The following is a 25,156-nucleotide window of genomic DNA, read 5'->3' as shown; positions in this document are numbered from 1 at the left end:
TTACAGTACAGATTCTTTTTTCTTTAATACAACATCTGTTAAACAATCAATAAATGCGTCCGATGCATTTGGCATTTCTGGACGATAATATTTCGCACCAATTTCATCCGTTACAACTTTACACTCAAAGTCGTTGTCATATAAAACTTCTAAATGTTCCGCAACAAATCCAACTGGTGCATATACGAATGAAGTATAACCGTGCTTTTCATTTAGTTCTCTCGTTAAATCTTGTACATCTGGACCAATCCAAGGATCTGGTGTGTTTCCTGCACTTTGCCAGCCTACTGCATAGTTTGCTACTTCAGCTCCGCGCGCGATATAATCCGCTGTTTCATTTAATTGATCTGGATATGGATCGCCCATTGCAATAATTTTCTCTGGTAAGCTATGTGCAGATACGATTAATACTGCTTTTTCACGCTCTGCATCTGACATACCGTTATATATACCTTTCACTGCATCAACCCAGTACTGGATGAATTTCGGCTCTTTATACCAGCTATCAATGCCATGAATTGTTAAGTTTCCAAGTTTCTCAGCTTCTTCTTGTGCTCGTCCAACGTATGATTTCACGCTAAACGTAGAATAATGAGGTGCAAGAACAAGTGCGATTGCATCTTGTATTCCGTCGTTATGCATATCTTTCACTGCATCTTCAATAAACGGTTCAATATGTTTTAAGCCAAGATACATATGGTACTCTACTTCATCTTGTACTTCATTTAAGCGCTTCTCTAACTTCTTAGCTTGCTCTAATGTAATAGTAGCTAAAGGAGAAATACCACCAATTGCACGGTAACGCTCTGTTAAATCTTCCAACATTTCAGGACTTGGCTTTCTTCCTCTGCGAATATGTGTATAGTAACGTTCAATATCTTCTTCTTTATATGGCGTTCCGTATGCCATTACAAGCAAACCAATTTTCTTTTTCATACAGCAATTCTCCTTTACTTCGCTAACTTCCCTTTAGAATATTCATGAATAAATGTAGTTAAACGTTTTAATGTATCTGGATTTACTTCTGGGAACACACCGTGACCTAAGTTAAAGATATAACCCGGCTGTTTCATCCCTTGATCTAAAATACCTTTTACATGTTCTTCAATAACAGACCATGGTGCAAGTAAGAATGAAGGGTCCATATTTCCTTGTACCGCCTTAAGAACGCCGCGTGCACGTGCTTCTTCAATCGGTAAGCGCCAGTCTAAGCCGACTACATCAAGCGGTAAGTCGTGCCACTCATTCACTAAGTGTGCAGCTCCTACGCCGTGCATAATCATCGGTACACCCATCTTACGAACTTCTGCAAAAATACGCTCCATTGCTGGTTTAATAAATACGCGATAATCTGCTACATTTACTGTTCCAACCCAAGAATCGAAAATTTGAACTGCTTTTGCTCCTGCGTTAATTTGCGCTTTTAAATATGTAATAACCATATCTGCTAGCTTATCCATTAAAGCAAACCAAGCTTTTGGCTCTGCATACATGAACGCTTTCGTATTATGGTAGTTACGAGATGGACCGCCTTCAATCATATAGCTCGCTAATGTAAATGGAGCTCCTGAAAAACCGATTAACGGTACGTCTAACATTTCTGTCGTTAATAAACGAATTGTATCTAGTATGTACGGTACATCATCTTCTGGATTGATTTCCCCTAGTTTTTCTACGTCTTGTAAAGAACGGATTGGGTTATCGATAACTGGGCCAATACCTGATTTAATTTCTACATCCACACCAATTGCAGGTAGTGGTGACATAATATCTTTATAAAGAATTGCTGCGTCTACGTTATATTGATCAACCGGCAATTTTGTAACGTAAGCACATAACTCTGGATTGTGTGTAATTTCAAATAAAGAATACTTTTCTTTAATCTTTCTATATTCCGGCTGTGAACGACCTGCTTGACGCATATACCATGCTGGTACATAATCGGTACGTTCCCCCCTACATGCTTTTAAAAATGTCTCATTTATAGTTCTTACCAAGACCCTTGCTCCCTTCCTTACCAATGCTTCGAATACGTTCGATATTTATCTTTTTTTACTATACAGCTTGTAAAAACAAAATGCATAATATTATGTACGTTGTTCATTAAATTGACACAAACATTCGTAAAAACGCTTACTATTTTCACAACATTCTTATTATAACACAGAGAAAAACTATGGTTTAGCTACTTTTGACTTTTCTCCTTCGCGATTCGTTTGTGAATTATATGGTACAACGTAAAAGCTCGGTTTTGAAAATATGTTAACGAACTTTTCCTCATATTCTCCAGCACCATTTACAGTGCTAACATGCGTATGAATTCCGTTCTCCACTCTATAGATTCGGTACATAATTCTGTTATCTGGAAGTGGCGTCCAACTTAATTTTGCTTTAAATAAACCGAAAGGGCTAAATGATAGTTTCATTTTTACATCTTCAATTTTGCGCAGCCGAATCGGAGCACCGATTGTTTCCACACCTTCAGGCTTCATAAACTTCTCTTTATGTTCTACATTAGCCTTCGTTAAAATTTTCTTAAACAATTTTGTCGCAGATGCACTTTCTCCTTGCAACTGATGTTCCTTATCCGTACGGTCATAACCAATCCAAACAGCGCCTACTAAGTTCGGTGTATAGCCGACGAACCACATATCTCTTGCTCCCTTATCGTCATTTGGCAATGAAGTTGTACCCGTTTTTCCAGCTAGCGCACCGTTATATACACCTGCTCTCGCTGTCCCCTCCTTCACAACTCCTTCTAACATTTTCGTCATATACCATGCTGTCTGCTTCGAGAAGATTTTCGTCTCTACTTTTGGAGATTCCCCAATGACTGCACCGTGTCTATTTAATACTTTATCAATAACGTGCGGCTCGATAATATTTCCATTTGCTAAAAATGAACGATACATTTTTACAAGATCAAATGTTGAAACGCCATTTTTCAATCCGCCAAGCGCTGTACTTAAACCAGCATCTGCAATATGGACATTTCCTTTTTCTAAATATTGCTTTCCTTCTTCTACCCCTAACTCATTTAATAAAGACACTGCCGGTACGTTTGCCGACTCTAAAATCGCATCATACATCGTCATTTCTTTTGAATACTCATGATTATAATTTCGAGGTTCATACCCTTCAAAAGAATTTCTTTCATTCGTTAATAAAGAATACGGATTATACTTTTTCGTTTCTAGTGCTGGTGCATAAACGATAAGTGGTTTTAAAACAGATCCGGGCTGCCTTTTGGCAAAAACACGATTAAATCCTCTCGGGACGTACTTTCTTCCCCCAATCGCGGCTTTAATCCCTCCCGTACGATTATCCATTAATAAAAATGCACCTTGTGCCCCTTCTTCTTTCCCAGGAAAATTCCTTGCATCTTGAAACTGGTTATACGCTACCTTTTGAATTTTTTCATCCATAGGTACGACAAACGTATATCCTCCGCGAAGTACTTCTTGATGAGACAATCCGTATAAACGAGCTGCTTCATCTATGACCATATCAATATACGGCATATATGCGAGCTCATTTTCGTCTAAGTTTTTATATAAAGCAATCGTCTTTCCTTGATAACGTACGCTATCTTCGGCAGTCAAATAGCCTTGTTTATGCATAAGTGACAATACTAGATCGCGGCGTTCCTTACTCTTCTCTGCAGAATAGTACGGTGAATATCCGTTTGGTGACTTCGGAAGGCCTGCAAGCATTGCCCCTTCCTCTACTGTTAAATCCTCAACATTTTTATTAAAATATAACTTTGCTGCTGCTTGAATACCGTAAGCCCCATGACCAAAATAAATATGGTTCATATACATTTCAAGAATTTGTTGCTTCGTATATTTTTGCTCTAATTGAAGAGAAATTGCGACTTCCTTCAATTTGCGCGTAAATGTTTTTTCACGAGTTAAAAAGACGTTTTTAGCGAGTTGCTGCGTAATGGTACTACCGCCCTCTACCTTTTCTCCAGCTAACGTATCTTTATAAAGAGCACGGAATATAGAGGGATAATCAATTCCTTGATGCTCATAAAAACGAGAATCTTCCACCGCAACAAATGCCTGTTGCACATACTTCGGAATTTGCTCGATCGGTACGAGCTCTCTATTTTCTACGTATAATTTCGTAATTTCTTTCCCTTTCTGGTCAACGATACGTGATGAAGAGTGGAAAACGAGCTGCTTTTCATCCATCATATAGCCACCAGCTAACACGATAAGTTTATAGAGTACAATCGCTACTACGAACGTTGCGACGCCGCCTAATAAAGTCCACTTTACTTTCTTCATACATCGTCCTTCTTTCCAAATGATGGTACATTTATTATTTGAAAAAGAAGTATCTTTATGTATATTATCTTCGAAGTTTTTTAAGAGAGTTGATATAATAGAAACAAACTATTAAGGGGGAATTAAAATGAAGGCTATTATTTCATATGAAACACCTCTAGAACAAGCACATTTCACTGCAAAAAATGATGAAAAAAATATGTTTTATAAAGAAAATACAGAAGAATCTGTAGAAGGCTCACTTAAGTATGACGTACTAGATGCTGTCGGTGAATTTAAAGGACAACCTGGCTATATCGTTTGTAACAACATTTCTGTCACAGACGAAGGTCGCCCTGTATTTGAAAACCGCTTTAAAAACCGCGCAGGCCTTATCGAAAACGAACCAGGATTCCAAGCGATCCGTGTTCTACGCCCATTAAGTAACGATACATATGTTATCTTAACGATGTGGGAAACAGAGCAAAACTTTAAAGACTGGACAGAATCACGTTCATTCGAAAACGCTCATAAAAAACGTCCCACGCAAGCAGAAGGACAAGCTCCGGCACATCCACATGCGGAACAGCAAAAGAGTATTTTCTCACGTCCATCTTTTGTGACTACTTTTAATGTGTTAGTTTAATTTTTTGGAGTTTGGAGTTCTCGGTATGTGAAATTATATCGGCGATTCTTCGAATATATCAGCGCAACTCGAATTATATCGGCGATTTTTCGAATATATCGGCGTAACTCGAATTATATCAGCGATTCTTCGAATATATCGACTTATCGACAAATCATGACATAAAAAGGAAACACCATTACACACCGGTGTTTCCTTTTTCTTTGTACCAATTATATATACGAAGTGAATCTTTTTTTCTCATATGCTTTACTTCATAACCCCGCCCCGCTACCGCTACAAGAGTTGTACATAATTCATCCTTTCTTTGAAAATACGATTGATTATAACCTACTGCTTGAACATGTCTTCTTCGCATTATTCCTGTATATTTCGAAAAATCACGATATACAACCGTTAGTTGATTTTCTCTTAATTCATAACCGCCGCTTTTATATCTAGCATACGCAAGTAACGAAAATACGATAAATAACGGTAAAATAACAAACAATGCAATATATTGTTTTAAATATATACTAACGCTGGCAATTAGAACTGTTAGTATGATACTTATTAACCAGCCCATAATGAAATAACGACGCAACGCTGTTTTTGGTAAGTGAACGATCTCCGCTTCAATTTCATAAGGTAACTCTAAATATGTGAGCAGTTGCCGTACATCTTTTTTCTTCATAAACGGATGCAGCATCACTTCATTACTTGCTGCTCCAATACTGTGAATTGCTTCCACTTCAACAGCGCAATAACCAAATGGCTGGCGAAGCATACATTCTTTTACAGTAATCGCTTGAATTCGGTGCAATTTTAAGACAAACTCTTTCTTTTCAAATAAACCTTGAACGATACGAATTTCTTCCCCTTTTCGCTCAATTTTAAAGTTTGCATATTTCAACACATATCCAGCCGTGGAAATAATCCATGAAATTGCCATTAAAATTAATGCTATTACAATTAGTTTATAAACACCGTTTCCCATCACATACGCTTCTACTTTACTTGTGAATCCTTCAGGAAGAATAAAATCAAACTTTGTGTAAAGAAGTACTAGTCCAGAAAACACTAGTCCGAACCGACCAGAGGTAATCGCTGCTGCTAAAACCTCTTTCGCTGTTAACTGATAAACCGTCTTGCTTTCTTCCTCTTCTATTTCTTCTTTTACAGTAGTTTCTTTCTTATGTAATAAAGCGATTAAATGTTTTGCCTCGTCTTCTTTAATACCAGCCAACATCACTTCTGGTTCACTACCACCACCCGCTACTTCTATATTTAACTTCATAAGTCCAAGCATCTGATAAATAACGTTAGAAGACGTACTAACATTTTGCACACGTTCTTTATTTAAATAACTTTCCTTCTTTACAAAAACACCGTGCTTTATATGTAAAATATTATTCTCAATCCAGTACACTTTAAAATACCATTTAATTGCTGAAAAAATAGCCATGATGAATAAAACAACCAGAAGAAAAAGATAAAATAAATACCAAGGTTCCACTTGTTCATCAGGTTTAAATAAAACAAGAATAATAAGTGGCAACAAACTCGCAACCCTAATACCTAACAATATCGTAATCGGATGTTGCCTCTTATACATCCTCATCACTCACTTTCGCAAGTTCTCCAATTTGTCTTTTCAGCTGTTCTGCTTCTTCTTTCGTTAAACCTGGGATACTATGGGAAGTTGCGGCTGTTGAAATATGTAATTCTGCTAAATTATACTTTCTCATGATTGGCCCTTGCTCAATCGTTACGTGCTGCACACGGATCATCGGAATAAGTACGCGTTTTACAACGAACATTCCCTTTTGAATCTCAATCTCTTCTTCATTTAATCTGTAACTATAATAGCGCTGACGTAAATTTGGAAACATAAAATAATCAAGTGGAATAAATATAATGGCTCCTGTTACTAATAGTCCAAACAACCAGCCCCACCAGTTAAAATTAATCATAAAAAAGAAATACGCAATTACGACTGTTAGTATAACTGCCGCCCCAATTAAAGCGTGAATTCGCCACACTTTCAGCATATTAGAATGAATCTCTCTTTCTAACGGCTGCATCTCATCACTCCAATTCTATGAATTTATTACTTATATATTATCAAAAAATATGAATCAAAAGCATATTAAAGAAACACATACCTCAGTTTTGAAAATTATATATTATAAATATGAATTATTTTGAACTAAAATAAACCTTACATAATTCATGCAAGGTTTATCGTTTTATGCACAATATATTTCATTATTGTTGAGATATACTAGCATCGCTTTCAATTTGATTTTCTTTTTGGCTCAGTTTTTTATCTTTAGATTTTTTTAATGTTAAAGTCATGCCAATAAAAATAAAAAGAATTCCTGTTATTTGCATTAAAGTTGGACGGAATCCAGTAAGTACAGTATCTAATAATATTGCCACTGCCGGATCTAAAAAAACTAATATTGAGATTGTTTTTGTAGATAAATAACGTAGACTATCAAAAAACAGATAATATACTATCCCTGTGTGAATAAAACCAGTAGCTATAATATATGTCCAATTACTTTGAGTGAGGCCACTAAAAGCATCTAAATCTATAAATGGTATTAAAAGAAATATCCCCAAGAATGTTTGTAAAAATGTCATTGCATACGCACTCATTTTGTTAATCCCTTTACCAAATAAAGTTGTAAATGCATAAAAGAGAGCTGCAAGAAATCCCCATATCATACCTGAAGACATTAATGAGCCGACAGAGAAGCTTCCATCGATACCAGCAATTAATAAAGCTCCTGCAAAACACACAACTATTGAAATGATAGATATTAATGTTAATTTTTCTTTAAAGACGATACTTCCAATTAACAGTACAATTACTGGTGCAAGATGATAAACTGAGATAGCAATTGTAACTGACATATTTTCAAAGGCTTTAAATAAGAAAACCCAATTAAATACTAAGAAAAAGCCACATATTAAAACTTGAATAACTTCTTTTCGTTCCCATTTATCTTGTTTATATTGCCCTGTAAGCAACCAGCATACACTTAAAAATATTGTCGCAAAAATACACCTTACAAACACTAATTCAAACGAAGGTAAGTTTGTTTGAACCGAAAAAAATCCAACTGATCCAAAGATAACCATTGACGCTATCATCTTTAAGGCCGGTACCGTTTTCTCTTGCTTAAAACTTTTTTGAAGCAAATTAATCCCCCTCCAATAAAAACTCGGTTTATAGTGAGAAAAACACCAGCCTAAAAAAGGACAGGTGCTTTTCCTCAAAAACACTCAATTATAAATTTTTCCCAGCAGTCCAACCACCATCAATTACAAAATTAGAACCAGTAATAAAGCGGGCCTGATCAGAAATCAAGTACTCAATACATGAAACAATATCCTGCGGCAACCCCCAAGTATCTAAAGATTGATTACTTTTTATCATAGACATCAAGGCTTTATTACTAAAGTATTCTTCTGTAAGTTCAGTTCTAATAACACCAGGAGAAATGCTATTTACCCTTATATTTTGCTTCCCAAATTCCATAGCCATCTGTTTAGTTAATCCGATTAAAGCATGCTTTGATGCAACATAAGCAGCTCGCTCTGGTTCAGCCATTAATCCAGAAACCGATGCTATATTCACAATACAACCTTTTATTTTCGATTCACACCATCGCTTCGCTACTTCCCTAGAAAGGATAAATGGGGCTACTAAATTTACATCAATTACTTTTTTAAACATATCATCGGATAAATGTAAAACAGGTGTTATCTCTCGAATACCAGCTGCATTTATTAATATATCAGGAGAAAGCTTTTCTAAATCTAATTGAGTAAAAAGATTATGAATCGCTTCGCTATTACTTAAATCAATTTGCACTACTTTCAAAGGCATATCTGTTTTCATATAATCTATTAAATTATTATTATTAATATCAAGCGCTATTACATGAAATGATTTTTCTAAAAAGTATTTTATACAAGCATAACCTATACCGCTATTGGCTCCAGAAATCATAATTATTTTATTCTCTCTCATTTTGTCTCCTTATAAGAAAATGTTACTAATAAAATATCGCGAAAAGCCTCCGTACTACATTCTGTTCCAAGTGGCGTTACGGCATGGAAGACCTTTTGTCCAAATACTAAAGTTTCTAAAGGCTCCTTCAAACTTATAAACTGATTAATTTCCCGAGGAGAATTAGCTATTAAATTATCTCCGCCAATAGCTGTATTACTTAAATTCATAAGGTGTAAAAACACTACTGGTTCATCATCTTTATGTAACCAAATAGGTGAACTAAAAGATGGTCTTTCTTTAGTAGCTTTATATCTTACTTGATGTAAACCTATAATTAAGTCTTTACTTGTATCTATTATATTTGTTTTAAATGCAAATTCAGTATCGAAACGCACGATATTTTGAATTAAAGGATTACATAAAAAGCTATCATTTATGCTATTGAACTGTCTAACTTTCCCGCCATCGTCATAGTTATATTCTTTAGATTGGAAGTAATCATTACTATTATCTAAAATATAATCTGGTGAATCAACATACTTTATATACCTTGAATAAGATCTAGCACGGCATTCACCGTACGCATCATCTTCCAAATTATAATAATCTAACTGTGCTTGTGTTAATAAACGATGATTCTCTTCCTCTTGTAAAAAGATTTCATTTGAGATTTCAAGGAATCCTTTAGATTCAAATTCATGTACCTTTTCTTCTATGCTAAAGCCACTCATTTTACTAAGAACAAACGTCATTATAAAAACCTCCACACTATTGTATTTTTCTATCTCACCCTATGTTAGAAATGCAATAAGTAACCGAGATTCTTGCTTAATAAAATTTAAAATTATGATATTCAATTAATACACCAAATGAAATATACGTAATTCATTAAAATTATTTATTAAGCAATATTATATATCCTTCCGGGTATTTTTTCTAATTATCTGAAGATTTATCAACATTAGTCTTAATATTCAAAAATAAAGAAATAGATTTTTCAGAAAGATAAAACTGCGTGTATTGCAATTATTTATGTATATAACTTTTTTTAAAATTATATTTGAAATATAGCTAGTTTTTTATAAATTTTTTGATATAATTACATACGGGAAAAGGGAAGAATTTTGTCTTCCCTTGTGTTTTTATTTGCATCTAGTACTTTTGCTAGATGCCTTTTTTTATGCTAAAAAAGGTATCCTCAAATACTTTGAGGATACCTTTTCACCTTTATTATCTCTGCTGTTTTCTACCTAATACGAGTAATCCAAAACTCATCATTACAAGAAGTGCTCCCATATATGGTTCCACAGGCATTTTCTGCCCTGTCTTCGGTAATTCTTTTTCAGGTTTTTCTGGATTTTGTGTTCCAGGTTTCTCTGGATCTGGTGTTCCAGGATTTTCTGAATTCGGGGTTCCAGGTTTCTCTGAATTTGGGGTTCCAGGATTTTCTGGATTCGGTGTTCCAGGATTTTCTGGATCTGGTGTTCCAGGATTTTCTGGATTGGTGTTCCAGGATTTTCTGGATCTGGTGTTCCAGGATTTTCTGGATCTGGTGTTCCAGGATTTTCTGGATCTGGTGTTTCTGGATCTGGTGGTGCTAAATGATTCAATTTGTTTAATACTTCTAATTGAACTGCATTTATCATTCCATTTGTAATTTCAAATGGAATTGGATTAGTTAATTTTTCATATCCTTTTGGTGCTTCTACTTCTACTAGTGTGTAGTTACCTACAGATAGATCTGCGATTTTTGCCTTTCCATCTTTATCTGTTGTTACTTTCACTACTACTTTTCCCTTTTCATCATGAACTTCAAACACAGCTCCTGATAAGACTTCCTTGCTTTCAGCAGCCATTTTTGTAATTTCTACTGAACCTTTGTCTAACTGTTCATTCTCTACTTTCAATGATAAGACTTTCGTCATACCTTTTTTGATTTCGAATGAAACTGGCTTTTCTAGTGGTTTGTAGCCTGCTGGTGTTTCTACTTCTACTAACTCATACTTTCCAATAGATAAATCTGAAACGTCTGCTTTTCCTTCTTTATCCGTTGTTACTTTCGCAACTACTTTGCCTTTTGAGTCACGTACTTCAAATACAACATTTTCTAATGGTGCTTTACTGTCTTTATCTATTTTTGTGATTTCTACATTCCCCGTATCTACCATTTCATTTTCTACAGTGAACGCTAAAGATTTTGTCATACCTTTTGTAATTTCAAATAGTACAGGCTTTTCTAATTTTTTGTAGCCTGGTAAACTCTCTACTTCTACTAGCTTGTACTTTCCTACTGATAAATCTGCAACTATTGCTTTTCCAGCTTTATCTGTCGTTACTTTCGTTACTACTTTGCCTTTGTCGTCTTGTACTTCAAAGACTACACCTGCTAACGGTGCCTTATTATCTTTATCTATTTTTGTAATTTCTACATTTCCCGTATCTACCATTTCATTTTCTATTTTTAATGATAGAACTTCTGTCATACCCTTTTTAATTTCAAACGATACTGGTTCTGTTAATTTTTTGTAGCCTGGTAAGCTTTCTTTCTCTACTAATTTGTACTTTCCTACAGATAAGTCTGAGATTTTTGCTTTACCATTTTTATCTGTTTTTACTTCCGTTACTACTTTATCTTGTTCGTCCTGTACTTCGAAAACTACGCCTTCTAATACTTTTTGACTATCTTTATCTACTTTTGTAATTTCTACTGAACCTTTGTCTAACTGTTCATTCTCTACTTTTAATGATAGAACTTCTGTCATACCCTTTTTAATTTCGAATGATACTGGTTCTGTTAATTTTTTGTAACCTGGTAAACTTTCTTTTTCTATTAATTTGTACTTTCCTACAGATAAGTCTGAGATTTTTGCTTTTCCTTCTTTATCTGTTTTTACTTCCGTTACTACTTTACCTTGTTCGTCTTGTACTTCGAAGACTACGCCTTCTAATACTTTTTGACTATCTTTATCTACTTTTGTGATTTCTACTGAGCCTTTGTCTACTAGTTCATTCTCTACTTTTAGTGATAAGAATTCTGTCATACCTTTTTCGATTTCGAATGATACTGGTTTCGCTAGTTTTTTATATCCTGGTAAGCTTTCTACCTCTACTAGCTTATATTTTCCTACTGATAAATCTGAAATTGTTGTTTTTCCTTCTTTATCTGTTGTTACTTTCGTTACTACTTTATCTTTTTCATCTTGCACTTCGAATGTTACGCCCGCTAATACTGCGCCACTTTCTTTGGCCACTTTTGTAATCTCTACTGAACCTTTGTCTAACTGTTCGTTCTCTACTTTCAATGATAAAACTTTCGTCATACCTTTTTTAATTTCAAACGATACTGGTTCTGTTAATTGTTTGTAGCCTGGTAAGCTTTCTTTTTCTACTAATTTATACTTTCCTACTGATAAATCTGAAATTGTTGCTTTTCCTTCTTTATCTGTCGTTACTTCTGTTACTACTTTGCCTTGTTCGTCTTGTACTTCGAAGACTACACCTGCTAATACTTTTTGACTATCTTTATCTACTTTTGTGATTTCTACATTTCCCTTGTCTAACATTTCATTTTCTACTGTTAAAGCAAGAGATTTTGTCATGCCTTTTTCAATTTGGAAAGTAATCGGATCTACTAATTGTTTATATCCTTTTGGTGCTTTTACTTCTACTAACTTGTATGTGCCAACTGATAAATTAGTAGCTTGTGCTTGTCCTTTTTTATCTGTCGTTATTTTAGCGACTACTTGTCCTGCTTCATCTTGAATTTCAAAGACTGCATCAGCTAAAGCATCTTTCGTTTCTTTGTCTACTTTTGTAATTTCTACATTTCCTGTATCCACTAATTCATTTTCTACTGTTAGCTTTAGCGCTGTTACTCTACCCTTTTCAATTTCGAATGAAATTGGCTTTTCTAGTGGTTTGTATCCTGCCGGTGTTTCTACTTCTACCAACTCATACTTCCCGGTAGATAAATCTGAAACGTTTGCTTTTCCTTCTTTATCCGTTTTTACTTTCGCAACTACTTTTCCTTTTAAATCACGTACTTCAAATACAACATTTTCTAATGGAGCTTTACTATCTTTATCTATTTTTGTTATCTCTACATTCCCTGTATCCACCATTTCATTTTCTACTTTTAATGATAGGACTTCGGTCATGCCTTTTTTTATTTCAAATGATATTGGTTTTTCTAACTTTTTATAACCAGGTAAACTTTCTACCTCTACTAATTCATACTTTCCTACAGGTAAATCTGAAACATTTGCTTTTCCATCTTTATCTGTCGTTACTTTTGTAACTTCATTACCCTTTTCATCTTGGACGATGAATGTTACTCCCGCTAACGGTGCTTTATTATCTTTATCTATCTTTGTAATTTCTATATTTCCCGTATCTACCATTTCATTTTCTATTTTTAATGATAGAACTTCGGTCATGCCTTTTTTTATTTCAAATGATACTGGATCTGTTAGTTTCTTATAGCCTGGTAAACTTTCTTTCTCTACTAATTTGTACTTTCCTACTGATAGATCTGAGATTTTTGCTTTACCATCTTTATCTGTTTTTACTTCCTTTACTACTGTTCCAGCTTCATCTTGCACTTCAAAGACTACGCCTTTTAATACTTTTTTGCTGTCTTTATCTACTTTTGTAATTTCTACTGAACCTTTATCTAACTGTTCATTTTCTACTTTCAACGATAGGACCGTTGTCATACCTTTTGTAATTTCGAATGATACTGAATCTGTTAGCTTTTTGTAGCCTGGTAAACTTTTCGTCTCTACTAATTTGTACTTCCCTACTAATAAATCAGAGATTTTTGCTTTACCATCTTTATCTGTTTTTACTTCTGTTACTACTTTGCCTTGCTCATCTTGCACTTCGAAGACTACGCCTTCTAATACTTTTTGACTATCTTTATCTATTTTTGTAATTTCTACTGAGCCTTTGTCTAACTGCTCATTTTCTACTTTTATTGCTAAAGCTTTTGTCATACCTTTTTTTATTTCAAATGGTACTGGTTCTGTTAGCTTTTTATAACCCGGTAAGCTTTTCGTCTCTACTAATTTGTACTTCCCTACTAATAAATCAGAGATTTTTGCTTTACCATCTTTATCTGTTTTTACTTCTGTTACTACTTTGCCTTGCTCATCTTGCACTTCGAAGACTACGCCTTCTAATACTTTTTGACTATCTTTATCTATTTTTGTAATTTCTACTGAGCCTTTGTCTAACTGCTCATTTTCTACTTTTATTGCTAAAGCTTTTGTCATACCTTTTTTTATTTCAAATGGTACTGGTTCTGTTAGCTTTTTATAACCCGGTAAGCTTTTCGTCTCTACTAATTTGTACTTTCCTACTGATAAATCTGAAACGTTTGCTTTTCCATCTTTATCTGTTACTACTTTTCTTACTACTCCATCTTTCTCATCTTGGACTTCAAATTCGACACTCGCTAATACTGCCCCGTTTTCTTTGTCCACTTTTGTAATTTCTATATTACCTTTGTCTATCATTGCATTTTCCACTTGTATTGGAAATATGCCGTCCCCTGTTACATTTACTTCGAACTCTATTTCTTTTAATTGGTAGCCTTCAGGCGCTTTCGTTTCTTTTAAAATATATTTTCCTAGTGCTAACGGTTTAGAAGTTGCCTTACCATCTTTATCTGTAACAATATGTTCGACTACTACACCGTCTTTTACTATATCAAACTCTGCATTTGCTAATGGTTTTTCACCATTTTCCGAATCAATTTTCTTTACTTCAATTTGACCCTTTTGCATAGTATTTTTAATTTCAATTGTTTTTGTTTCTCCAGCTTGAAGTGTAACCTCTACTGGGCTTGTTAATTTTTGATATCCTTCTGGTGCTACTGTTTCATAAACTTTATACGTCCCAGGAGCTAAAGTTTGAGGTACTGAAAAACCTTTTTCGTCCGTTTTCAGTTTTGCAACAACTTCATTTGCACTATTTCGAACTTCAAATTCGGCACCTTTTAACCCTTTGTTCGGATTCTCAGAATCTATTTTATGAATCGATACTGTACCATCTTTTGGAGCTTCAGGCGGCGTAATAGTTACTTCTTTTGATGTTAATGTTTTATCATCAAAATGTAATTCCGCTTTATTAGGAATCTTCTTATCTACGTAAGAAGATAAGTCTGCATCATTTTTAATTTTCGCCTTGATACTGAGATTAATTATCTGGTCTTCATATGACTTATAGTCAAAATTCTCACCAAACGTAAATGTTACTTCACTTCTTTGTTTATCTATATTTAACGTTCCTTTAGATGTAATATCTTGGCCATTTTGATCATACACTTTTGCCTCTAATACTTCTAAAACATCTTCTAAATCATCACTAATTACCATTGATGTGTATTTAAGAGGATCTTTTGGTATATGTGTACCAACTTGGTATTGAATAACTTGATCCATTTGTGTTAGCTGCTCATTCTCTACAAGCTTGCCATTCTCATCAACTATATTTTTTTCAATACTAGGTGGATTATCGTCACCTGAACCGGATCCTCCCCCACCACTTACAAATACTTGTCCTACTTTTTCTTCAGTTACAATATTTTTACCTTCTAATTTCACAGTATTTTTATGAGGCTTTGCAGCAGGATTTGTAACCTTTGTTTTATATCTTAAAATATAGCCTTTTGAACTGTCTGGAAATTCAATTGTAAATCCAGTCTTTGTTGCATTAATTTTAATGTTAGATAAATCTGCTGGCTTAATATTTGTTGGTGCATAACCATCTTCAAATACAGCCTCTTCTAATACTACGCTGTCTGTAATTAACTCATGTCCAGGTCCTAATGTATCTGTTAATTTAAGATCTTGCATTTCTGTTCCAGTTGCATTTACATATACAAGCCAATCAGCAATTGAAGGATCTTCTTGATTATAAGAACCCCATTTCAATAAATTTTCCGTATTGGGCTGTGGCTTCGGTCTCTCTGTCGTATTATTTACACTTACTTCTTTATTGACGATTTGACCATCAACGTTAAATTCTAATGGAATTTCTTTAACACCATCATATGCTTCTAGACCAAAGTAGAATTCTACGAATAAAGAACCTTTAATGTTATTCTTTCCTTCTACGTAATCACCCATAGTACATGTTAATAAACCCTTTTTCATCTCACATGTACCAACTGTTTTTCCTTCAGCATCTTTTAAGGGAAAACTCATATTCATAAGGTCTTTTCGAAACTCTTTTGGCATATCAATTGTGAACTGATCTCCACTTTTTATTTTTTCTTTAGCTGACCACTTCACTTCTACTTTCATTCCATCTGAGGCTTGATACGGTTCAGATGTCGTGCCATCAGTACGGGAAATATTAATTTCGTCCACTGGACTTTTCATCACAGCAGCTTGAATAACTGGAGCCCATACATTCAGCACTGAAAATAATACTAGAAAAACTAATGAAACCATTGAAATGTGCCTTTTAGTACTTTTCATTTGCATAGTTCCCTCCTAAATTTTTATATTTATATAACAAAAAAAGATCGTCCGGTTGCATCAAAAATGTGCAACCAGACGATCTTAGTAACCAATATGTATTACCGTAGACTCTAAGCTTTGCGGCCTATCCTTTCGAATAGTGTGCTAAAAATATCTTTTATTCTTTTTTTGTTTCATTTTCCTCTTAAACCAAATATTACTATACCGTCTGGACGGTTATAATTCAATACTCTATAAAATTGTTCTATTTTTCTAATAAAAAAAACAATTCACCACTACATTAAAGAAGCAATGGTGAATTATTTTAAAATTATATAGTTCGTATATTCTATTTATATGAATTACTAATAAGAGCTTGAATCACTTTTTCTCTTAACTCTGGCCTTAGTCTTCCAACCCCTAAATATTCCGAATACCATAATCCATCTGCTGCTAATCTAATAATTGTTGCACACACTGAATCTATCTCATCATTTTCTATATTCTTTTGCAGTTGCTGAAATGATTGTTGTAACGGCTCAAGTAATTCAGGTTTTAACATGAGTGCTGCCATCATACTGCTAGACAACTCTTCTGTTCTTCTCTCATTACTTAATCTTTCCTCTACAAAAGAGCGAACCCATCTCCCTTTCCTCTCTGAGTCTTCCGCTACTTTATTGTAAATGGCCCCTTCATAATCCTCTACCCCTCTGACTATCATACCTTCTATTAAAGCTTCTTTATTTGAAAAGTGATACAATAATCCACCTTTACTTAAACCCGCCTCTTTTGCCACTGCTTCTAAGGTTAATTTAGCAACCCCTTTACATTGTACAATTTGAGAAGCAGCTGCTAAAATCTTTTGCCGCGTTATGCTTATACTCATTCCTTTTTAAAACCCCATTTCTACTAAATTTATATAAATACGAATCTTATTTTTAATATTGTTGATTACTACTAAGTATTTTCTTTATACAACAAAAGCTGCATTACCTTTGAATTTTTAGTTACTTATTCTATTAAAAATTTCCATATCATTCAATATGATAACATTAAATACACAAAGTTGACTATACATCTATACTTTTGTATTTATTGAAAATATATCCATTAATAAAATTTACCGATTTAGTCCTTCTTATTACTTTAAGACGGCAGTAATTCTTTCAGCACTAAATAAAAAATGTTATTACCCCCATTGAATTGAGTAATAACATTTTACTTAACAAATTGGCTGCCAACTAGCATCCTTCACTAGTCGGTTTTCTAACTGATCCAATAAAACATTCCTCGCAAGCACCATATGCAATAAAATTTTTCTGTGCTTGCCTTAACGAGACTTCATTTGCCCCACCTTCATAGTCATGATTTTCAAATTGAACCGGATCATCTTCCCAATAACATATATTACAAATTTCATATGTACCTGGTGGTTCTTCTTCTAATGTTTTACCCCGCATTAACGGGCAGTAAAACTCCCACCTCAAAATTCAGCTAGAACAAAGGAGTTAGGCGGGGCGGGCTGCCCATAAATGCCCGATTGGTGAGAACTAATAATTAGTAGGGAATGAACAAAATCCCCACTGATTAAAGTTTCACTTTATATCCGCAACATAGATAAGTATATTTCATTTCTGTTACTCCTTTTATTTTTCCTAAAAAGAATTATACCTATTTATTAGACGAATTCCTCAAAAAAGAAAACCACCTATCCCCTAAAGAATATAGGGAACAGGTGGTTTATATGTTTTATTAGAAAGTAGTGCTCACTTTTTTATAATATTCTTTTGAAATCTCTTCATAAAATGCTGCCGATGTCGAGTAGAAATAAGGTACTAACCATAAGAAACCAATTCCTACAGTAAGAATACTTAAAATGAACCACCCTAAGAAACTTAAGCATAGTAAAAAGTAATCCATTTTATGTCCATTCATCATATGACGACTCTCAGTAATCGCTTGATTCGCTGTATATTCTGGATGATCATTCAAAATAAAATATGTCATAGAATAAGAAAATGATTTAATAATACCTGGGATAATAAGAAGTAATGTCCATAGAGTCAAGTATACATACATTAGTAAATATGTTAAAAACGACTTCATCAACTTACTTCCATCGCTAAACCATCTAAATATATGACCAATGCTAGCATCAGTCCCACGAATTGCATTTAAAACAAGATAATAGGCACCTATTGTTAATGGACCTATAACAAGCATTACAATAATACTTACTGTAAATGAATCACTTGCTTCTTCCCAACCCCAAAATATCGAGAAAATACCTGTTGTTAGCATTTCAACAACGCCAATAAGGATTCCAATTAATAAGGTTGCCCCTACCGCTAATCCCCATCTTCCTTTTAATGCATCAAGTGCTTCTCTTTTCAACTGACTTATCATATATAACCTCCTAATACTATTTCCATTTTATTATACCATTTATATCAAAAATCCCACATATTTTCCTAAAACAGAAGCATATTACCTTTTTTCATACGTATTGGTACATGTGTGCTGTAGTTGTACTGATATATGGATTAAACCACTCTTTTCCCTATAACCAGAGAAAGCTTGCCCTTCATAATAGGCAAGCTCTCTCTGGTTATTTCTCATTTATTTTCTTCTTATACCAATCCTGCATTCTCTCCGCATCTTCTACTCTCGTATGCTCTATTTTGTAACTAGATGATGCACTCGAAAACTTATACGTACATAAATCCGCACGGCGCTGGAAATATGATTGTGTCTTCTCCATTGATTGGACGTGTCTTCTTCTAATAAGTCCTGTATATTTTCCGACGCTACGATAGACAAGTGTAATTTGTTCTCCGTTAACACTGTAACCATTTGTTTTAAATGTTGCGTAGCCAAGTGTAAAGATAAGGATTGCGAGCGGTAGTAATGCCCACATGATGTAATACTTTTCAAAGTATATGCTTATTCCAGTAAGCGGGATTGCGAGCATAGCGAAAAAGATTAAACTATCAATGAGATAGCGGCGTAATGCTGCTTTTGGTAATGAAATAATATTTGTATCCAGTTCGTATGGTAGTTGTAAATGCGCCAGTAACTGTTGTACTCGATCTTTTCGAATGATTGGATGCAGTGTAACTTTTTCTTTTTCATCATCCGTTCCCTTACTTTGAATCACTTCTACTTGCACAGCACAATAGCCGAATGGCTGACGTAAAATACTTTCTTTTATGGTAATACCTTGAATACGGTGCAATTTTAGTACGAGTTCTTTTTTCTCAAGTAATCCTTGCGAAATGCGGACTTCATCATTTCTTCGATTCACTGTGAAATCTCCATGTTTTAGCGCATAACCGATTGTAGATATAATCCACGAAAGGACGAGCAAAATAGCTACCATGAAAATCCAGCCATATATATCATACTCCATTACATATGACTTTACGCTATTCTCTATCCATTTCGGAATGTACTCCTGTACTTGGTGATACACGAAAAAGATTAACGAGAATAATAGTCCAAACTGCCCCGATGTAACAGAGGCTAGTAAAATTTCTTTCCAAGTCAATTTATATTCTGTCGTTTGTTTTTCTTCTGTAACGATTTCTTTTTCTACTTCATGTTCCGTTTTTTCGCCTAGCGTTCCTTCTGCTTTCACTTCTGGAGTTGGCTCATTTAGCAAAGCAATAAGCTCAGTTGCCTCTTCTACTGTAATACCGGCTAAGCTAACCTCCGCATCATCGCCCCCACCAGCTGTTTCAATTTGGATTTTCTTTAAGCCAAGCATTTGATATAACACGTTAGAGCTTGTATTGATTGTTTGAACACGTTCTTTATTTAAGTAGCTCTCCTTTTTCACAAAGAGACCTTGCTTCACATGTAATACGTTATTTTCAACCCAGTATGTTGTGTAATACCATTTTTCAAACGCTGAAAAGACAGTGAGTAAACCAAATGCAGCGGGAATTAAGTACCAAAACGGGAATTTTCCATTTAAGCTAAACATGAAAATAAAGAGTGGTATAAAATCTCTTATTTTTAATTCCAATAACATCGTGATTGGATGCTGCCTCTTATACATCCTCATCACTCACTTTCGCTAATTCTGCGATTTTTGTTTTCAACATTTCTGCTTCATACATCGTTAAGCCTGGGATGCTGTGAGAAGTTGCCGCTGTAGAAATATGTAATTCTGCTAAGTCATATTTTCTCATAATCGGTCCTTGTTCAATTGTCACGTGCTGCACACGAATCATCGGTACTAATACGCGCTTTACGACGAAAAGACCGTGCTGAATTTCAAGCTCTTCTTCATTTAATTGATAACTGTAATAACGTTGACGTAGTTTCGGGAATAAGAAGTACGAAAATGGTGCGAACACAACTGTTAGCCCAATCATCACATACAAAATCCATGCCCACCAATCAAACTTTATCATGAGGAAAAGGTAAGCTAAAATGACGAGAATACCGATCCCTTCTTCAATTACAGCACGAACTTTCCACACCTTGACCATGTCAGGGTGAATTTCATTTTTCAATGGCTCCATGTAACCACTCCAAATCTAGTAATCTAATATATGAATACTCTTAATCTATATTTTACGTAACTTTACAGAAAATTGAAATTCAATCTTCTTTCTTCTCAGGAATAAAATATCCGAACCAAAGTAGCCAAATGAAACCGATTAACTTCATCCAATTTCCATCCGCTTGAAAAGCTTCAATCATACCTGGTATTTTATAAACCCCAATAAATCCAAGAAAACCGAGCCACCAGTTTTTTTGCATTTTCATTTTTACTCCTCCTTCATTACGTTTTTCACATTTCGAATCCAAATTTCTTTATACTTTAACTGGAATCCCATGAGCATATAGTTGCTCATATTATCGATCACGAGTGCTAGCGTATGAGCATTTTCTTCCGTTTCATGTTGTAACACAACGCCCAGTCTCGCGCCTTTCTTCAATAAATCGTGGAAACCATGTAAGAAATCCTCTTGTATTTCAAATAAACGTTTCTGGTACTTTTCATTTCGCGATGCAGTTACGATAAATTCATTGATAACGCGTAGTATTCCTTCTTGCCCTTCATACTCAGAGAGCATATGTAAACCATCTGTGATTAGCTTTTCTGCAAAGTTTTCTTTCGTATACTGCTCTTCATCGAAGTAATTTGCGAAATGATAATCAGAAAAAATCTCTTCAAATAAAAAATCAACTAACGCTTCTTTAGAAGAAAAATGATAGTAAATAGCCGGTTTTGAAATACCTACCTCTTTCGCAATCATGGAAAGACTCATCTTCTCAATGCCGTGTTCTGCCATAAGTTTAAATGATGCCTCTACAATGTTCTGCGATGTTTGTAAATTCTTCGTCATACTGTACCTCACTTATTTTTACTTACCGGTCGGTAAGTAAATTATAAAACAAAACGAAATGATTTTCAATTTAATTAGTACTACATAAGGTATTTATAGGAAAATACCGAAAATTATAAAGTAAAAGCAATATATAACAATAAAGAGGATATCGTATGGGACTTGGTGGTAATGGGGTAGTGGGGGTAATGGCGGCGGTGAAGCGGGACAAGCTGGTAAGAGCGGATTTTCATTAATCATTGTACTTTTTATCGTATTGATTATAGTTGGAGTTAACTATATCGGACTTGGCTTCTAAGAAAAGGCGTCCCACATTACACATGTAGGACGCCTTCTTTTTAATCCCTATTCAGCAATCGCATACGATAACAATTCATCGTCACTTCTCCAAGTCTTTGCAGCAATTGATAGTTCGCATATGCGCCGACTGGGGCACCGATTACTGGTACGAGCTGAAGCATTTTCGCTAAATCAATATAGTCTCGGTACTCTGTTTGGAACTTTTCCCAGTCCATATGATTTTCTTTTTCTGTATCCCACGTTTCAATTGCTTTCCATATTTCTTTTCTATGATCATCACTTGAAAAGGCGAGTTGGAAAACGTGAAGGATAAAAAGACGTTCTTCTTGTTTACTCGTATCAAATCCGTACAACGTTGCTGCATCGAATAAAAATTTAATTTTAATTGTAAGTAAAAGCGGAAAGTCAGCAAGACCGAGGAGAATACCGCCAGCCCCCGTCCCTGCTCCTTCTGCCGCTGCTATTTTTTTGTACTCATCCATTTTTTTACGCACTTCATCGTCACGTCTTTGCAGTGACCATGTCGTCTCTTTTAGCTTCGGCTTTATAAAGTTTGACCCGGCGCTGATCGTTTGCACCATCATACGAATCGTCTCTGTTAGTACCTTTTGTACTTTCGCCGGAATGAGCTGTTGCACTTTCGTCTGCACTTTTTTGGAGAACCGTGTCATCATAGAAGAATCTTTCATGAATGTAGCTTTCCACTGCTCCAATTCTTTTATAACCTTCTCTTCGTATGTAATCATAGGTTCATTCCTTTCAATTTAAACGCTCAATGCGCTTCGCCCCGTATTGGTAAACGAAACCGATACTAAATAATATGCTTAGGATAAGTAAAATTCCTGTCATCATGAAATCTTTCGTTGCTAGTGCAAATATAACTGTAAAGATTACGCTCCCGATGATTAGAATCGCATTTAATAAAGTAAGAAAATCTTTCTTCTTTTCATCTACCTTTACTGGATACAAATCAAGCCAAATTTTCATACGGTGATGTTTCCATAAAGTTAATAGCTGATAACCGATTAAGTATAGGAAAATAAAACTTACGATAAATCGCCCGTATAAAAATGGAATGAAGTACAAAATAACTCCTCCAAGAGCGAGCAGACGCACATATAATCCAAAATAGTTACCTGATCTTAAAAACGTTCTCGTATATAAGTATAAATATGTACGCTTTTCGCCGATTATCGAAAGAATGAAATCAAGCCATTTTCGGTGAGATACTCTTTCTTTTAATGCTGGTACATCAACGAACATATTCGCAATGCGGTACAGCAACATCATCTTCTTACCTTCTTCAGAAATTAAATACTCCCAGTTTAGCGGCTTTCCCTTTACCATTTGATGCATGATAGCAAGGTATAACACCATGAGAAGGACGATTCCACCAATGAAAAGAACTGAAGTACGTTCTACAAGGAAATATACAAATAAACCGTTTAGGATAAAACGAACAAACCAATCAGCCCTTTGTATATTTTGATCTGTTAAAAATGACTTTTCCCACGCTACAAATAAATTCCACGCTTTTACAATGACAAATGCGAGTACGATCCATATGTAGCCAGCTCCTGTTTGCTTCATTTGTTGGAAGTATAACGGAGCAAGCGCAGCTGCTACGATTGCGATTATGTATAACTGAATCATAAATGTAAAAAGAAATGCCTTTGTGAAGTAAGGTTTTAACTTTTCTTCAACTGGCAGTAAGTAAACGAGATCCGCTTCTTTTAATAACGTTTGAATGGATCCAGCCGTTAACACGAGTCCAATTAATACTGCCATTACGAGCGCCGCCGGAAACGAAGATGTTAACGTTTGTAACCATTGCTGGTAATAATACGCTCCCGCACCGATGATGAACACGAAAATAAATTTCAAATGATCATTAAATACGTATTTACTATATGTACGAACTTCTTTTAGAAAGTGACGAAATCGTTCTTTCCATAACGCTGTGCTATTCATAATCTTCTTCCTTTGTTAGCGCGATGTAAATATCATCTAACGTTGCACCTGGCATATGAAACTGTGATTGCAGTTCAGATAACGTTCCCTTCGCCCTTACTTCACCTTGATGCAAAATAATGAACGAATCACAGTAACGCTCTGCCGTCGCTAAAATATGTGTACTCATTAAAATACCCGCGCCACTCTTTTTCATTTGGTCCATCATTTGAAGAAGCGATTGAATCGCTAACGGATCTAATCCAACGAAAGGTTCGTCTACTATGTAAAGAGATGGCTCCACTAAAAATGCGCTCATAATCATTACCTTTTGTTTCATCCCTTTTGAGAAATGAGATGGAAACCATTTTAAACGATTTTTCATACGAAACTCTTGTAGTAGTTGTCCTACACGTTCTTCATATTGTTTTTCATCAACACCATACGCCATAGCTGTTAATTTCAAATGCTCTTCTAACGTTAATTCATCATATAATACCGGCGTTTCTGGAATGAATGAAAAGCTGGAACGGTACGCTGTCATATCATCACGAATTGTTTTCCCATTAATTGTGACAGTTCCTTTTTTCGGTTCCATTAAACCGATAATATGTTTAATCGTCGTACTTTTACCAGCTCCATTTAAACCGATTAAGCCGACAAGTTCGCCTTTATTAACAGAGAACGAAACGTCTTTTAATACAGGTCGTTTCGTATATCCTCCTGTAACATTTTCTACACGCAATAACTCGCTCATACGACACCACTTTCTTCATTAGTATTCATTCTATATTCATCTTACCAAAAATTATGCCGTACTACATAGTATCCATGTACTCAAAAAAATTTTTGAAATTTATTAGCATATATTTTTCCGAAAGCGGACATCATAATTATTGAAGAAGGAACACATTGAAAAAGCAACCACCAATTGATGAGTACAACAACATAGTGAAGTCATCATGAAATGGGGTGTCCAAGTTGGACAATGAAATTTACACATAACCAGATTATTTGTTTCATTTTCGAAACGGGGTGTCTCTGAAAGAGCATATACTGTTTTAAAAAATAAACAATTTCATTTTAAAAAAGATTGCAATTCATTTCACTTGAAAATGGGGTGTCTACGGCAGAAACTTTAGCCGATTTACCGTGCA

Annotated in this window: 20 protein-coding genes, 2 pseudogenes and 1 riboswitch; of the genes and pseudogenes, 2 read left to right on the top strand and 20 right to left on the bottom strand. The window is 34.9% G+C overall.

The features are described 5' to 3' along the window. From hemH to AXW78_RS05290, 3 genes are all read right to left on the bottom strand, one after another. A complete protein-coding gene (gene hemH / locus AXW78_RS05300) occupies nucleotides 1-936 on the bottom strand; it encodes a ferrochelatase (protein WP_000726775.1) in 936 nt (311 codons plus the stop codon). Nucleotides 937-950: 14 nt separating this feature from the next. Next, nucleotides 951-1,997 (bottom strand): uroporphyrinogen decarboxylase, encoded by a 1,047-nt coding sequence (gene hemE, locus AXW78_RS05295; protein WP_000252606.1) that lies wholly within the window; start codon nucleotides 1,995-1,997, stop codon nucleotides 951-953. 177 nt (nucleotides 1,998-2,174) lie between these two features. Continuing rightward, a complete protein-coding gene (locus AXW78_RS05290) occupies nucleotides 2,175-4,292 on the bottom strand; it encodes a transglycosylase domain-containing protein (RefSeq protein ID WP_000756299.1) in 2,118 nt (705 codons plus the stop codon). Between the two features lie 127 nt (nucleotides 4,293-4,419). On the opposite strand from AXW78_RS05290, the gene hmoB reads away from it, so the two are divergent. After that, complete coding sequence (gene hmoB, locus AXW78_RS05285; protein ID WP_000644056.1) at nucleotides 4,420-4,917, top strand: heme-degrading monooxygenase HmoB; 498 nt, start codon at nucleotides 4,420-4,422, stop codon at nucleotides 4,915-4,917. Between the two features lie 178 nt (nucleotides 4,918-5,095). Here the strand turns inward: hmoB and AXW78_RS05280 are convergent, their stop codons facing one another. The 14 genes and pseudogenes from AXW78_RS05280 to AXW78_RS05220 all read right to left on the bottom strand — a co-directional run bounded on the left by AXW78_RS05280 (nucleotide 5,096) and on the right by AXW78_RS05220 (nucleotide 21,749). Then, the gene (locus tag AXW78_RS05280; protein WP_061883867.1) at nucleotides 5,096-6,511 is read right to left on the bottom strand and encodes a PH domain-containing protein; all 1,416 of its coding nucleotides are present in this window, start codon (nucleotides 6,509-6,511) and stop codon (nucleotides 5,096-5,098) included. Further along, nucleotides 6,504-6,980, bottom strand: a complete 477-nt coding sequence (locus AXW78_RS05275; protein WP_061883866.1) for a PH domain-containing protein — start codon at nucleotides 6,978-6,980, stop codon at nucleotides 6,504-6,506. Before AXW78_RS05275 ends, AXW78_RS05280 begins: the two co-directional genes overlap by 8 nt. A gap of 184 nt (nucleotides 6,981-7,164) precedes the next feature. Continuing rightward, nucleotides 7,165-8,106, bottom strand: a complete 942-nt coding sequence (locus AXW78_RS05270) for a DMT family transporter (protein WP_000939631.1) — start codon at nucleotides 8,104-8,106, stop codon at nucleotides 7,165-7,167. Nucleotides 8,107-8,194: 88 nt separating this feature from the next. Next, on the bottom strand, nucleotides 8,195-8,941 hold the full coding sequence (locus AXW78_RS05265; RefSeq protein WP_001208950.1) for an SDR family NAD(P)-dependent oxidoreductase: 747 nt from the start codon (nucleotides 8,939-8,941) through the stop codon (nucleotides 8,195-8,197). Continuing rightward, the gene (locus AXW78_RS05260) at nucleotides 8,938-9,675 is read right to left on the bottom strand and encodes a 2OG-Fe dioxygenase family protein (protein WP_000144819.1); all 738 of its coding nucleotides are present in this window, start codon (nucleotides 9,673-9,675) and stop codon (nucleotides 8,938-8,940) included. The genes AXW78_RS05265 and AXW78_RS05260 overlap by 4 nt, the downstream gene beginning before the upstream one ends. 478 nt (nucleotides 9,676-10,153) lie before the next feature. Next, nucleotides 10,154-10,237: a hypothetical protein gene (locus tag AXW78_RS34765; RefSeq protein ID WP_229699503.1), complete on the bottom strand. Its 84-nt coding sequence runs from the start codon at nucleotides 10,235-10,237 to the stop codon at nucleotides 10,154-10,156. Then, a complete protein-coding gene (locus AXW78_RS05255) occupies nucleotides 10,201-16,413 on the bottom strand; it encodes a SpaA isopeptide-forming pilin-related protein (RefSeq protein ID WP_231122437.1) in 6,213 nt (2,070 codons plus the stop codon). Before AXW78_RS05255 ends, AXW78_RS34765 begins: the two co-directional genes overlap by 37 nt. Before the next feature lie 60 nt (nucleotides 16,414-16,473). Further along, nucleotides 16,474-16,566, bottom strand: a riboswitch (cyclic di-GMP riboswitch). A gap of 172 nt (nucleotides 16,567-16,738) precedes the next feature. Beyond that, the gene (locus AXW78_RS05250) at nucleotides 16,739-17,275 is read right to left on the bottom strand and encodes a TetR/AcrR family transcriptional regulator (RefSeq protein ID WP_000028009.1); all 537 of its coding nucleotides are present in this window, start codon (nucleotides 17,273-17,275) and stop codon (nucleotides 16,739-16,741) included. A 336-nt stretch (nucleotides 17,276-17,611) separates the two neighbouring features. Continuing rightward, nucleotides 17,612-17,849, bottom strand: a pseudogene (locus tag AXW78_RS05245) (CPCC family cysteine-rich protein). Between the two features lie 292 nt (nucleotides 17,850-18,141). Then, nucleotides 18,142-18,795 carry a DUF975 family protein gene (locus AXW78_RS05240; protein WP_000625406.1) on the bottom strand — a complete coding sequence of 218 codons (654 nt, stop codon included), beginning with the start codon at nucleotides 18,793-18,795 and terminating at the stop codon, nucleotides 18,142-18,144. Nucleotides 18,796-18,997: 202 nt separating this feature from the next. Then, complete coding sequence (locus tag AXW78_RS05235; RefSeq protein WP_000278177.1) at nucleotides 18,998-20,449, bottom strand: PH domain-containing protein; 1,452 nt, start codon at nucleotides 20,447-20,449, stop codon at nucleotides 18,998-19,000. Then, nucleotides 20,442-20,918 (bottom strand): PH domain-containing protein, encoded by a 477-nt coding sequence (locus AXW78_RS05230; RefSeq protein WP_000433536.1) that lies wholly within the window; start codon nucleotides 20,916-20,918, stop codon nucleotides 20,442-20,444. Before AXW78_RS05230 ends, AXW78_RS05235 begins: the two co-directional genes overlap by 8 nt. A 79-nt stretch (nucleotides 20,919-20,997) precedes the next feature. Beyond that, complete coding sequence (locus AXW78_RS34260) at nucleotides 20,998-21,165, bottom strand: hypothetical protein (RefSeq protein ID WP_000783813.1); 168 nt, start codon at nucleotides 21,163-21,165, stop codon at nucleotides 20,998-21,000. Nucleotides 21,166-21,167: 2 nt separating this feature from the next. Beyond that, nucleotides 21,168-21,749, bottom strand: coding sequence for a TetR/AcrR family transcriptional regulator (locus AXW78_RS05220; RefSeq protein WP_061883865.1), 582 nt, complete (start codon nucleotides 21,747-21,749; stop codon nucleotides 21,168-21,170). 155 nt (nucleotides 21,750-21,904) lie between these two features. Here AXW78_RS05220 and AXW78_RS31715 point away from each other — a divergent pair. After that, a pseudogene (locus tag AXW78_RS31715) lies at nucleotides 21,905-22,047 on the top strand (YjcZ family sporulation protein). Nucleotides 22,048-22,087: 40 nt separating this feature from the next. Here the strand turns inward: AXW78_RS31715 and ecsC are convergent. Genes ecsC through ecsA form a run of 3 tightly spaced genes read right to left on the bottom strand, consistent with a single transcriptional unit; the run spans nucleotide 22,088 to nucleotide 24,756 of the window. Beyond that, complete coding sequence (gene ecsC, locus AXW78_RS05215) at nucleotides 22,088-22,795, bottom strand: ecs operon protein EcsC (protein WP_000634142.1); 708 nt, start codon at nucleotides 22,793-22,795, stop codon at nucleotides 22,088-22,090. A gap of 13 nt (nucleotides 22,796-22,808) precedes the next feature. Beyond that, nucleotides 22,809-24,020, bottom strand: a complete 1,212-nt coding sequence (locus AXW78_RS05210; RefSeq protein ID WP_061883864.1) for an ABC transporter permease — start codon at nucleotides 24,018-24,020, stop codon at nucleotides 22,809-22,811. Beyond that, nucleotides 24,013-24,756 carry an ABC transporter ATP-binding protein EcsA gene (gene ecsA, locus AXW78_RS05205; protein ID WP_001292602.1) on the bottom strand — a complete coding sequence of 248 codons (744 nt, stop codon included), beginning with the start codon at nucleotides 24,754-24,756 and terminating at the stop codon, nucleotides 24,013-24,015. Before ecsA ends, AXW78_RS05210 begins: the two co-directional genes overlap by 8 nt. Nucleotides 24,757-25,156: the final 400 nt, after the last annotated feature.

It is taken from the genome of Bacillus thuringiensis (assembly GCF_001595725.1).
GTDB classification, from domain to species: Bacteria; Bacillota; Bacilli; order Bacillales; family Bacillaceae_G; genus Bacillus_A; species Bacillus_A thuringiensis_K.
Note: the sequence above shows the minus strand (reverse complement) of the source record. Positions and strands in the feature narration are given on the sequence as shown.